The organism is Streptomyces sp. NBRC 109706, assembly GCF_000974485.1.
Classification (GTDB): Bacteria; Actinomycetota; Actinomycetes; order Streptomycetales; family Streptomycetaceae; genus Streptomyces.
Genome location: NZ_BBOM01000007.1, coordinates 449711 through 461697, shown reverse-complemented (window position 1 = coordinate 461697; position 11987 = coordinate 449711). Strand labels below are relative to the sequence as shown.

At 73.0% G+C, this 11987-nt stretch carries 12 protein-coding genes; 1 reads left to right on the top strand and 11 read right to left on the bottom strand.

Going from position 1 to position 11987, the window contains the following annotated elements:
• Positions 1 to 25: 25 nt before the first annotated feature.
• Together AOM46_RS16295 and AOM46_RS16290 are read right to left on the bottom strand one after the other, a co-directional pair.
• Positions 26 to 769 (bottom strand): trans-aconitate 2-methyltransferase, encoded by a 744-nt coding sequence (locus AOM46_RS16295; RefSeq protein ID WP_234313803.1) that lies wholly within the window; start codon positions 767 to 769, stop codon positions 26 to 28.
• Between the two features lie 63 nt (positions 770 to 832).
• On the bottom strand, positions 833 to 1741 hold the full coding sequence (locus tag AOM46_RS16290; protein ID WP_062211953.1) for a LysR family transcriptional regulator: 909 nt from the start codon (positions 1739 to 1741) through the stop codon (positions 833 to 835).
• Positions 1742 to 1834: 93 nt separating this feature from the next.
• Between AOM46_RS16290 and AOM46_RS16285 the strand changes: the two genes are divergently transcribed.
• On the top strand, positions 1835 to 2803 hold the full coding sequence (locus tag AOM46_RS16285; protein ID WP_062211950.1) for a threonine/serine dehydratase: 969 nt from the start codon (positions 1835 to 1837) through the stop codon (positions 2801 to 2803).
• 359 nt (positions 2804 to 3162) lie between these two features.
• Here the strand turns inward: AOM46_RS16285 and AOM46_RS16280 are convergent, their stop codons facing one another.
• The 9 genes from AOM46_RS16280 to AOM46_RS16240 all read right to left on the bottom strand — a co-directional run bounded on the left by AOM46_RS16280 (position 3163) and on the right by AOM46_RS16240 (position 11974).
• The gene (locus AOM46_RS16280; RefSeq protein ID WP_062212723.1) at positions 3163 to 3453 is read right to left on the bottom strand and encodes a hypothetical protein; all 291 of its coding nucleotides are present in this window, start codon (positions 3451 to 3453) and stop codon (positions 3163 to 3165) included.
• 56 nt (positions 3454 to 3509) lie between these two features.
• Positions 3510 to 4187 carry a YoaK family protein gene (locus AOM46_RS16275; RefSeq protein ID WP_234313802.1) on the bottom strand — a complete coding sequence of 226 codons (678 nt, stop codon included), beginning with the start codon at positions 4185 to 4187 and terminating at the stop codon, positions 3510 to 3512.
• 24 nt (positions 4188 to 4211) lie between these two features.
• Positions 4212 to 5033, bottom strand: coding sequence for an alpha/beta hydrolase (locus AOM46_RS16270; RefSeq protein ID WP_062211948.1), 822 nt, complete (start codon positions 5031 to 5033; stop codon positions 4212 to 4214).
• The gene (locus AOM46_RS16265) at positions 5030 to 6325 is read right to left on the bottom strand and encodes an amidohydrolase/deacetylase family metallohydrolase (protein ID WP_062211946.1); all 1296 of its coding nucleotides are present in this window, start codon (positions 6323 to 6325) and stop codon (positions 5030 to 5032) included. Before AOM46_RS16265 ends, AOM46_RS16270 begins: the two co-directional genes overlap by 4 nt.
• Before the next feature lie 40 nt (positions 6326 to 6365).
• Positions 6366 to 7172, bottom strand: a complete 807-nt coding sequence (locus tag AOM46_RS16260; protein ID WP_062211943.1) for an ABC transporter ATP-binding protein — start codon at positions 7170 to 7172, stop codon at positions 6366 to 6368.
• A gap of 89 nt (positions 7173 to 7261) precedes the next feature.
• A complete protein-coding gene (locus AOM46_RS16255) occupies positions 7262 to 8182 on the bottom strand; it encodes an ABC transporter permease (RefSeq protein ID WP_078856873.1) in 921 nt (306 codons plus the stop codon).
• A gap of 29 nt (positions 8183 to 8211) precedes the next feature.
• Positions 8212 to 9201, bottom strand: a complete 990-nt coding sequence (locus AOM46_RS16250; RefSeq protein WP_062211940.1) for an ABC transporter substrate-binding protein — start codon at positions 9199 to 9201, stop codon at positions 8212 to 8214.
• A complete protein-coding gene (locus tag AOM46_RS16245; RefSeq protein WP_067226281.1) occupies positions 9198 to 10829 on the bottom strand; it encodes an AtzH-like domain-containing protein in 1632 nt (543 codons plus the stop codon). The genes AOM46_RS16250 and AOM46_RS16245 overlap by 4 nt, the downstream gene beginning before the upstream one ends.
• The gene (locus AOM46_RS16240; RefSeq protein WP_062211931.1) at positions 10826 to 11974 is read right to left on the bottom strand and encodes an acetamidase/formamidase family protein; all 1149 of its coding nucleotides are present in this window, start codon (positions 11972 to 11974) and stop codon (positions 10826 to 10828) included. The genes AOM46_RS16245 and AOM46_RS16240 overlap by 4 nt, the downstream gene beginning before the upstream one ends.
• Positions 11975 to 11987: the final 13 nt, after the last annotated feature.

Sequence of the window (11987 nt, the reverse complement as noted above, 5' to 3'; positions counted from 1 at the left end):
CTGACGTCCGGTCACGGAACTCCGGTCACGGAGCGGACCGGTCGTTCCGACGGGCGAGATGAACGGTGAGGTCCGCGTCCACCTCGACCGTCGCGGGCAGCACCCGCAGGATCTCCTCGAAGGCCCGCTTCCGCTCGGCCGGCGGCAGCACCAGATAGGCCGAAACGGTCGAGAGATGGCCGATCCAGTCGTCGGCGCTCATCGTCAATCGCCGTTCGATCAGTGACTGTTGCACATCGGAGAACCACGGCGACCGGCTCAGCTCGGTGCCCGGCCACTGCATCGCCTCCTCCGGAGGTGTGCCGTCCGGCGACGGCACCTCGTCCGTCGCCAGAAACGGCGCCCGCGCGGCCCGCACCGCCTCCTCGACGGCGGGATCGGCCAGCCGAACGGGCCCGCCGAACGAAGCGAACACGCCGCCGGCGTCCAACAACGCGGCCATCCGGGACCACCGCCCCGCCGGCCTCGTCCAGTGCAGCGCCGCCGCCGCGTAGACCAGCCCGTACCGCTCGCCGGGCGGCAGCTCCTCGAACGCGGCCCGCACCGTCCGGACATCCGCCGGCACCTGTCTGCGCAGCTCGGCGAGCATCGCCCCGTCCGGCTCGGTCGCCGTGACCGCGACCCCACGCCCGGCGAACACCCGGGTCGCCTTCCCCGTCCCCGCGCCGATCTCCAACGCGGTCACCACCGGCCGGCCCGCGTACCCCAACACCGCATCCGCCAACTCCGCCGGATACCCCGGCCGGAACCGCTCATACGCTTGCGCCATCACACCGAAACTCAACGCGCGACCAGGCATGCCGTGCATCCTGACACGCGGTCCCTCCGCCCGTCAGTCCGGTTCCGCCCAGGGGCGTTCGGTGACCGTCTCCGTCAGGACCGCGCCGAACGCCGCGACCGGCTCGGCCGGCGGGGAGGTGCCGTAGACGGCGAGGGAGACGCAGCGGGTCTCGTCCGACAGGCGTTCCACCCGCACCCGTTCGTCCCGGTGCGCCGCCAGCGCCAGGCCCGGCAGCACGCTCACCCCGAGACCGGCCGCCACCAGCGACTGGACCGCCACATAATCGTCCGTCTCGAAGGTGATCCGAGGAGTGAACCCCGCCCGCTCGCATATCGAGACCAGATGGGCCCGGCACCGCTCACAGCCGGCGATCCAGCTCCTGTCGGCGTGCCGGGCCAACTCCCCTGGCGCCGCCGACGGTTCGCAGTCGGCCGGGGTCACCAGAAATAGCGGCTCCCGCATCAGCGGCAGCAGCGTCGTGTTCCGCTGGTCGCCCGCCGGCGGCTCGTCGTGCGCGAAGACCAGCGCCGCGTCCACGTCCGCGTTGCGCAGCGCGGTCAACGCCGCCGGCGGCTCCGCCTCCGTCAACGCCAGCTCGACGCCCGGGTGTTCGGCCGCCAGCCGGGCCACGGCCGGCGGCACCAGGGTGGCCAGCGACGAGGGGAACGCGGCCAGCCGCACCCGCCCCGTGCGCAGCCCGGCGTGCGCGGCCACCTCGGCCCGCGCCGACTCCACCCGTCCCAGGATCTCCTCCGCCCTGGCCACCAGCAGCCGGCCCGCGTCCGTCAGCAGCACCCCACGCCCCGCCCGGCGCACCAGCACCACGCCCACCTCGGCCTCCAGCCGCGCCAGGTGGTGGCTCACCGAGGGCTGGGCATAGTGCAGCGCCTCGGCCGCCCCGGTGACCGAGCCCTCCCTGGCCACCGCGACCAGCACCCGCAGCCGGGTCAGATTCCACATAACCGCAGGGTAGGCCGAATCCATAGATCAGATCTATGGAAGCAGAGAAATTCAGCATTGGAGCTATGTGTCCGCTCGTGGGACAGTGCCAGCATGCGCCCGCCGACCATCTCCGACGCGCTGGCCGCCCGCCACGCCCTTGCCGGTCAGCTGCCCCCGACGCCCATGTGGAACTATCCGGCCCTCGACGCGAGCGTCGGAGCCGAGGTCCTGGTCAAGCACGAGAACGTGCAGCCCACCGGCGCCTTCAAGGTGCGCGGCGGACTGACCCTGCTCGCCGGACTGGACGCGGACGAACGCGCGGCCGGCATCGTCGGCTACTCCACGGGCAACCATGCCCAGTCACTGGCCTACGCGGCCAAGCGGCACGGGGTGCCCTGCACCATCGTGATGCCCGTCGATCCCAACCCCACCAAGGCCGCGGCGGTGCGCGCGCTGGGCGCGGAGCTGATCGAGGCCGGCCGGGACATGACCGAGGCCGCCGAACGGGCCCGGGAGATCGCCGAGGAACGCGGCGGCCGGCTGGTCAGCGCCGCCGACGAGCCGGCCCTGGTCGCCGGCGTCGCCACCGCCTATCTGGAGATCTTCGAACAGGCGCCTGACCTGGACGCGGTCGTGGTGCCCGTCGGCGGCGGCAGCGGTGCGGCGGCGGCCTGTCTGGTCGCGGCGGCGCTGGCGCCCCGATGTCGGGTGATCGCCGTCCAGTCCGCCGCCTCGCCCGCCGCCCACGACTCCTGGCGCGCCGGCACCCTGCTCAGCCGCCCCAACCGCACCCGCGCCGAGGGCCTGGCCGTCGGCAGCGGCTTCGCCCTCACCCAGGGCCTCCTCCGTGCCCACCTCGCGGACTTCCTGCTGGTCGACGACGCGACCATCGGCAAGGCCCAGTGGCTCTACCTGCGCGACGCCCACACCCTCGCCGAGGGCGCCGGCGCGGCGGCGCTCGCCGCCCTGATCGCCCACCCCGCCGTCTTCGCCGGCCAACGCGTCGCCGTCGTCTGCACCGGTGCCAACGCGAGCGAACACGAACTCCGCACCCACCTCCCCCTGGCCACCGCGGCCTGACCGCTCTCGGCCAAGCGGCACGCCCGCCAACGCGCCCCCGGCCGGTGGGTGTGTGCGGCTCTCCGTGGTCGACCACGGTCACCTCGCCGTGGACCAACGTCTCCCGCGAGCCGCTTCCGGACGGGAACGGTCGCCGCCGGCCCCGCGCGGTCGACGAGGCGGATCGTGGGACGCCGCACGCCCGGCGCGGCCAGCCCCACGTCGCCGTCAACACCCCCGCGCGGGACGCGAACGGGTGGGCGCGATCGTCGTCGTCCTCGGCCGACGGCCAGTGGCTCGCACGGGCGTCCCACGGACGGGCCGTCGCGTTCACCACGTCGTCCAACGCCGGGCGCGGGCGGGCGGCTTGGCGCCGCAGGCTAGTAGCGGCGGAGGCGGGCTGCGGCGAAGTTGCCGACGAGGGCGTAGACCACGGCCGCCAGGCCGTAGCCGCCGACGACGCGGGCCCATTCCCGGTCGAAGGTGAAGAGGTCGTGTGACCAGGTGGCCAGCCAACGCGACGCGTCGTGGCTGAAGTTGACCAGGTGGTTCTCCGGGTTGGCGTCGATGAGGTAGAGCAGTATCCACAGGCCGATGATGGAAGCCACCACATTGGCGACAACCGAGATCACCGTTGCCAGCGGTCCGAGCTTCACTTTTGATGTGGCCATGACCGTCACCTAGCCGCTTCCGGCTGGCTCAAACGCAACGGTGCGGAACGCGCCGGTCAGAGCGCCTGTCCGCGCAGGCGGGTGTGGCCGAGGAAGGCCACGGTGCCGGTGGCGGCCGCCGCCAGGCCCATGGGGACCGCGAGGTGGAGGCGGAGCAGCAGCGCGCCCGCCACGGCGCCGAGGAAGATGGCGAGGATCGCGGCCGTTCTGCGGTTGACCAGCGCCGCCCGGCCGCCGCGCGGGAAGGACTCGCTGGCCAGCGTCGTCAATGTGGAGGTGACGACCACCGTGGTCATCTCGGCCACCCCCACCTTGCGGGCCACCGCCGCCTGGCTGCCCATCGGCGCTGCCGTGCCGGCGGCGACGGCGAGTTGGGCCAGGGTGCCGGGGTGCTCGTCCAGCAGCAGCAACGCCAGGGTCAGGGCCGCCAGCATGGCGGTCCCCGCCGCCAACAGAACGGTGACGCGGTCCGACCAGCCGGCGGGGCTCGCCCGGAGCAGCAGGCCGGCCGCCGACGCGCCGGCGGCGAACGCCACCAGGGCCACCGAGGGGCCCAGCACCGGCAGCGCGTCGGCGCCGGCCAGGCCCATGCCGAGGATGACGATATTGCCGGTCATATTGCCGGTGAAGACCCGGTCCAGGCCCAGGAAGCCCACCGCGTCCACCACTCCGGTGACAAAGGTGAGCACCACCATCAACAGCAGCGCCAGCCGGGCCGGTCGCGTCGAACTCACTGCGGACTCCTCAATCAGAACACGTCAGGACACCGGCGCGGCCAGCGCCGCCCGGGTCAACAGGCCGTCGGGGGAGGACAGTTCCCGCAGCACGGTGAAATGGTCGCGGTCGCGAATCTCCAGCAGTTCGCCAGGCGCGCCCGAGGCGGCCCGCAGCCGCGCCAGCGCCTTCGCGTCGGCGACCAGGGCCGGCAGCTCCCGGCTGCCGTAGGCGATGGTCAGCGGCTTGCGGACGGGCGGCAGCCGCAGCGGGGAGAGTCGCGCCAGCTCCTCGTCGGTCAGCGCCAGGGCGTCGTCGAGCGTGGTGTCCCGCAGCGGGCCGAGCTCGTAGACGCCGGAGACCGCGAGTCCGGCGCGCACCGCCGGATGGTCGAGGGCCAGCGCGGCGAGCTGCGCGCCGGCCGACCAGCCGGCCAGCAGCAGCGGGCCCGCGATGCCATGGGCGGGGCCGTGCGCGGCCAGCCAGTCCAGCGCCAGCCGGACCTCGGCGACGATCCCGGTCAACGAGGCGGCCGGCGCCAGGGTGTAGCCCGGCAGCGCGGCCGACCAGCCGTGGTGACGGACGCCGGCGGCCACGGCGGCGAAGTCCTCCCGCCCGTTGCGCTGCCAGTAGCCGCCGTGCAGAAAGACCAGACAGGGCGTCTCGGGACGGTCGCCTGGATAGAGGTCGACGCGGTTCCGTTCCCGTTCGCCATAGGGAACGTCCAGGCCGTGGGGATGCGCCGAACGGTAGACGGCCGAAGCCGCGTTGCGCTCCCGCACCAGGGCGGCGCTGTCCGCGACCGCCGCGTTGTTGTCATAGGCCGCCGTCCGCGCCGCCCGGTCCGGCGCCTCGGGGCCGCTCACGCCGGCACGGGTTCGGGCGTCGGCAGCAGCGGCGAGTCCGCGTCGAACCGTTCCCCGGCGCGCAGGCAGAACGCGGGGCGCAGCAGCCGGTCCGTCGCCACCTCGGTGCCCTCGTTGTCGCGCAGCAGGAAAGCGCCGCGTTCGTCGTCGAGCACGGTGACATCGGCGATCCGGCCCGGGGCCAGGGAGCCCAACTCGTCCTGGAGGCCCAGCATTCGTGCCGGGTTGGTCGTCACCATGGGCACCACCTCGTTCAGTGTCAGGCCCAGCGCCAGCATCGAACTCATCGCCTGCACCAGGCTGAAGCGGGCCTGTCCGAGGAACGGGTGGTTCTCGTCGTCCGGATGCTCCTCCGGCGTTCCCGGGGGAGCGGGCACATGGGTGTTGTAACCGTGCATATCGGCGCCCAGTGTGTCAGGGATGACGCCGGCCCCGAGCGCGGTGCGGGCCAGCCGGTAGGAGAAGTGGCTGCCATGGCCGACGTCCACCTTGAGCCCCCGGTCCAGCGCGGCCCTGATCACCGTGTGCACCTGGCCCTCGCGGTTGACGAAGCCGCCCGGGTGCCGGGTGAAGGGGTGCGCCAGCACATCGCCCTCGTCGAGCAGGGGGATGACCCGCTCGATGATGGTGTCCGCGTCCTCGCCGTTGTTGCCGCTCTCCGGCAGGCCCCAGAGCTGCCCGAAGTGCACATAGAGGGGGAGTTCGGCCCGGTGGGCGATGTCGGCGGCCAGCTCGATGACCCGGATGCCCCAGCGGGCGAAGCCGCCGATCTCGGCGTGCGCCTTGATGCCGCGCACCAGATCGGGGTTGGCGCGGGCGGAGGCCACGGTCGCCGCGACATCGACGCCGTCGGGGCTGTAGAGCTGGCTGTAGAGGTGCCCTTCGAGTCCGCCGACCAGATAGGCGGAGAGAAACGCCAGGCAGCGGGTCGCCGAGGACTCGGCGACATGGTGGCGGTAGCCGGGCAGCGTCATACAGGACGGGCCGCCCTGGTCCACCACCGTGGTCACGCCCGAACGGACCCCGACCAGATCGGCGTTGAGGCCGAAGCGGCCGGTGACATGCTGGTAGATATGGCCATGGGTGTCGATCAGCCCGGGCAGCACCAGCCGGCCGCCGACCTCGACGACCTCCCGGGCGTCGGCGGGGGAGATGTCGGGGGCGACGGCGGCGATCCGTCCGTCGCCGATCGCGATATCGCGCACGGCGTCGATGCCGGCGGCCGGATCGACGACCCGTCCGCCCTTCAGCAGCAGGTCGAACGGTTCCCTGGGGTCGTGGGGCACGGTCATGGTGGTGGCTCTCGTTCCTGAGGAGTGACGGGGGTGTGGGTCAGGCCGCCGCGGCCTCGTTGCCCTGGTGGACCAGGGCGTCGATGCGGCGCTTGAGCGCGTTGAACTCGGGCGAGGTGGTGTCGCGTCCGGCCGGCAGGTCGATGCCGACGATCTCCCGCACATAGCCGGAGTTGCCGTGCGCGGAGCCGCCGGCCATCACCACCACCCGGTCGGCGAGGTAGACGGCCTCCTCGATGCTGTGGGTGACGAAGACGACGGTCACCCCGGCCTCGCGGTGGATGCGCTGGAGTTCGGCCTGCATGGCCGAGCGGGTCAGCGCGTCCAGCGCGCCGAACGGCTCGTCCATCAGCAGAACCGCCGGGTTGTTGGCCAACACCCGGGCGATGGCGACGCGTTGCTGCATCCCGCCGGAGAGCTGGTGCGGGAACGACCGCTCCACCCTGGCGAGGCCGACGGCCTCCAGCGCCCGCGCGGTGCGCTCGCGCACGGTCGCCCTGGGCAGCCTGGCCTGTTTGGGGCCGTAGGCGATGTTCTCGGCGACGGTCAGCCAGGGGAAGAGGCCGTAGTCCTGGAAGACGACGGCCCGGTCGGGCCCGGGGCCGTTCACCGGGGCGCCGCCGACCCGGACGGTGCCCCTGGTCGCGGTCTCGAAACCGGCCAGGATGCGCAGCAGCGTTGACTTTCCGCACCCGCTGGCGCCGACCACGCAGATGAACTCGCCCTCGGCGATATCGATGCTCACGCCGTCCATGGCGAAGGACGCCGAACCGGGGTAGCGCTTGCCCAGCTCGTCGATCTCGATGCCGGCCGGCTCGGCCCGCTGGGTGGATGGGGACGTTCGCACGGTGACGCGCTCCTTCGCTGATGGTCGTCCAGGACTGGCGGTGCCAGGGGAACGGGGGGCCTTCGGGGGTCCTTCGGGGCCTTCGGGCGTCAGTTGATCAATGGACGTCGGCCGCCGATCAGGCGGACGAGCAGCATCAGAAGCCGGTCGGCCAGGAAGCCGGCCAGACCGATCACGATCATTACGGCCACGATCAGATCCGTGCGGGACTGCTCCCTGGCCTGGGTGATCATCGCGCCGAGACCGGTGCTGATCCCCACGGTCTCGCCGACCACCAGGATCACCCAGGCCAGTCCGAGCGCGATCCGCAGCCCGCCGATGATGCTGGGGACGGCGGCCGGCAGCACCACCTTGTAGAGGGCCCGCGCCGGCCGGGTGCCCAGCATCGCCGCCGCCTCGATCAGCCGTTCGGGCACCTCACGGACCCCGGCGATGGTGTTCAGCAGAATCGCGAACACCGAGGCCAGGAAGACCAGGAAGATCGTCGACTGGTCGCCGAAGCCGATGATCAGCAGGGACAGCGGGGCCCAGGCGGTCACCGGAATGGGCCGGACCAGGTTGATCGTCGGCTCCAACAGGCGGAAGACCGTGCGCGATCGGCCCATCACGATGCCCAGGGGAATGGCCACCGCCGCCGCCAGGGCGAACCCCTGGAGCACCCGCTTGGTGCTGGCCCACAGGTGCTCCCAGAGCGTTCCGCTGTAGGAGTCGTCGATGATGCCGCCGACGGCCAGGTCGGCGAACCGGCGGGCCACCTCGTACGGCGTGGGCAGATGCTCCATCTGGATGCCGAACGGCAGCAGCCAGGCGCCCTCCACGCCCCGGTCCCAGAGGATCACCAGCAGCACGGGGACGGGCAACGCGTACAGGGTGGAGACCAGCGCGGAGCGGAGGCGGCCGGCGCGGCGGGCCGAAGTCCTGGCGGGGCCGGGCGGTTCGGCGGGTTCGGCGGGCGGCGGCGCGGCCGGCGCCACCGGCGCGGTTTCGAGGGATCCGGTCGAGGTGGTCAAGGGAACTCCTTCGGGTCGCGGCGGCTGGTTCAGTCGGCGAAGCTGCTCGCCTCGACGAAGGTGCTGTCGAAGACGGTCTCCAGATCCGGTTCGCCGGAGATCTGGTCGAAGGCCACCATCTGCTCGGCGAGCGAGGCGGCCTGCGCCCGGTACTCCTCGTCGAGCGCGTACCTGGGCGTGATGTTCTCCACCGATCTGGCCGTCACCTCCGGGTCGAGCCCGAAGGTCTCCACCACGCCGTCGACCCAGGCCTGCGGGTCCTCGTTCATCAGGCCGATCGCCTGGATGAAGGAGTCGGTGACGTCCTGGACCAGCTCGGGATCGTCCTCGATGGTGTCGGCGCCGGTGGCGAAGACGATGTTCACGCCGCCGATGGCCGTGTCATAGGGCGAGAGGATCTCGTGCGCGCCCGCGTGGAGCGCGATGGAGACGCCGGTCTCGGCGCCGAGGAAGGCGTCGATCTGCCCCGACTCATAGGCCGGCGCCATGTCCGGGTAGGGCAGGTTGACCAACTCGACGTCCGTTTCCGGGTCGATCCCGTTGGCCTCCAGGGTGAGCTTCAGCAGGATCTCCTGGGAGGAGCCGGCCGGGAAACCGATCTTGGCGCCCACCAGGTCCTCGGGGCCGGTGATGTCGGGGCTGCCGACAAAGCCGGAACCGCCGTTGGCGGCCGAGCCGATGATCCGGATGTCCTCGCCGGCCGCCGAGCCGGCCAGCATCGAGGGGGCGCCCAGCACGGCGAAGTCGATGGCCCCGCTGGAGAGGGCGTTCTTGATGTCGGGGGAGTTGTCGAAGGTGGCGATCTCGTAGGTGATGCCGTCCTCGGCGAACTGCTGCATGAAATAGGGCGAGTAGAGATGGGGCTGGCTGCGCAGCGTGCCGATCTTGACGGTGCCGCCGCCGCCCGCGTCGCCGTCGTCACCCGACGATGTTCCACAGCCGGCGAGGCCGGCGGCGAGGGAGAGGCCGAGCACGGCGGTCGCGCCGGTCCTGAGCAGTCGGTGGTGTCGGTGGTTCACGGGTGTTCCTCCTGTGCATGGGGCGAGCGGCCGGCCGCCGTGGCCGTGGCGCTCAGGGCGAAGCGGATCAGTGCGCGGTCGGAGCCCGGGGGGCCCACCAGACCGAGCCCGACGGGCAGCCCGGAGGCTCGCCCGAGAGGCATCCCGGTGGGCATCCCGGCCGGCTTCGCGGCCGGCACGGTGAGGGCGGGCAGGCCGGCCAGGGACGCCAGGCAGGTCAGCCGCAGCGTGCGGTCCCTGATCACGGCCAGCGCCTCGGGGCCGATGCCGGCCGCCGGCGGCGGCCCGGTGGGCGTGGCCGGCAGCAGCAGGAACCGGTCCTGGACCGCGGTGCGGATGGCTTCGCTGGCATCCGCCAACTCCCGCCGCGCGGAAGCGTGTTCTTCGTCGGTGATGCGGGCGGCCCGGTCGAAACGGGCCGCCACGTCGGCGCTCAGCGCGCCGGGGTTGGCGGCGATCCAGGCGCCATGGGCACGCCAGGCCTCCCAGCCCTGGACGGTGCGGAAGGCCGCGTACCAGGAGTCGAGATCCCAGGCCACCTCCAGTGCGGTGGCGCCCAGGGCATCCGCCGTGCCCGCTACCGCCTCGGCGATCTCCCGGTCGGCCTGGGAGTTGAGCGCGGGCACCGTGACCAGCTCGGCGTGCCCGGCGGGCTCAGCGTGCCCGGTCCGGGCATCCTCGGGCAGCAGCGCCTCCGCCACCGCCAGCAGCGTCCCGCCGTCCCCGGCGAGCCAGCCGACCGTGTCGAAGGACGGCGCCAGCGGCAGCAGCCCCTCGGTGCCGATCGCCCCCGTGGTGGTCCTGATGCCCCACAACCCCTGGTAGGAGCCGGGCACCCGGATCGAGCCGGCCGTGTCGGTGCCGAGGCCGAACGCGACCTCGCCCCTGGCCACCGCGACCGCGGGACCGCTGGTGGAACCGCCGGGCAGCCGCCCGGGCGCGGCCGGATTGTCCGGGGTGCCCTGCCGCCCGCCACGCCCATGGACGCTGTAGGCGAACTCGTCGGTCTGCGCGATCCCGGCGATCGAGGCGCCCGCTTCCAGCAACACCCCGACCGCGTGGGCGTGTTCGGTCCGCACCCGGGCCTGGGCCAGATACCCGGCCACCCCGGCGCCGACCGCGTGCCCGGCCACCGCGAAGAGATCCTTGACGGCGAAGGTCAGCCCCCGCAGCGGCCCGGCGTCGCGCCCCGGCACCAGCGGGGCGCCCAGCACCCGCCACACCGTCCCGTCCAACGGCCGCGCCGGCGCCGTCACATGGGCCACGCCGACCCGCCAGCCGTCCGCGCCGCGCTGCCAGAGCTGGGTCTGCAACCCGGGGGCCCCGGCGGGCGAGACCACCTCGGCGACGATCAACGCCACCCCGTCGGCCGGCAACCGCACATGGACCCGCACCACCCGGCGGTTCGGGATGGCGGTGCGCGCCGCCCGGAACTCGCTGATCGCCCGGTGGCCGACCACGACGCCCGAGCCATCGGCCCGCAGGGTGTCGGCCCCCCGCGCGAAACTGCTGTCCAGCGCCGGGACGTCGTTGCCGAGCAGGGCACGGTCATAGGCCCAGAAAGCATCCATCAACCCCGCCGGAAGGGGCCCCGGCGCGAGTACTTCCACAGCGTTCGTGTCGCTCATCGGGTGTGCTCCAGAATCCGCCGCGCCAGCCGTCCGGCGCCGCCGGCCCCGGCCACGAAATCGGCCACCCGCAGCTCGCCATGGACGCCGGCCACCAGATCCACCGCCTGCGACACCTGGAAGTCGGCCGCCGCGCTCAGATAGAGATACGCCTGCCGCCGCTCCATGCCGAACACCGCGCCCAGCAGCGCCACGGCGTTGCGCACACAGCGGCGCAGCGCCTCGTTGAGATCGGCGTCGAGGCCCGTGGGGATCAACAGCCCGTGCCCGGCGGCGAACGGGCCCCGCACCCCGCCCAGTTCCTCCCTGACCTGGTCCCCCGGGAGCAGTTCGACGCTCAACTCGGCCCGCAGCGGTGCCTCGAACGCGGTCAGCGCCACCTCGCCGTTGCCCTGGGCGTAGTGCGGATCGCCGACATAGAGCAGCGCCTCCGGCACCTGCACCGGCAGGAAGAGGGTGGCGCCCGGGGTCAGCAGCCGGATGTCGATATTCCCGCCATGCAGGCCGGGTGGCACCGAGTTGGCCCGGTCGGCGGTGTCGGTGGCCACGCCCACCAGGCCCAGAAAGGGCTCCAGGGGGAACGTCGCCAGCGCCTCGTCGTCCCGTCCGGTGGGCAGCGTGCCCAGCCAGCGTCCCCCCGGTCCCGCCGTCACCCCGCAGAACGTGTGGTAGTCGCCGCCCAGTTGGGGATCGGCGGCGAGCACGCCCCGGCCGTGCCGGGTGGAGATCACCCCGTAGGGCGCGCGCATCGTCAGCCGCTCGGTGCGGACCGCCAGCAGATCCCCGGGCCTCGCGCCCTCGACCGCGATCGGGCCGGTGACCACATGGGGCCCGTCCGAGCCGGGACGCCGCCGGCCGGTCGCGGTGATCTCGACGGCGTCGGCCAGCACCTGCTCCCGTTCGACGCCGTAGCGCCCGAAGAAGGCGACGGGATCGGAGCCCTGGTCCTCCAGGATCCCCTCGTGGCTGACGGTGTCGACCAGGATGCTCTCGCCCGACCGCACCGTCGCCGCCGGCTTGTCCCCGGCGCACGGGAGGCGGCCCCAGAGCACATGGTCGGGGTCGGCCGGCAGATAGTCGACGCCCCGGGGCAGACCCTCGCCCGGTTGGAGAACGGGGAAGGCCCCGGCTGCCGTTGTCTTCACTGGTGGTCGCGCC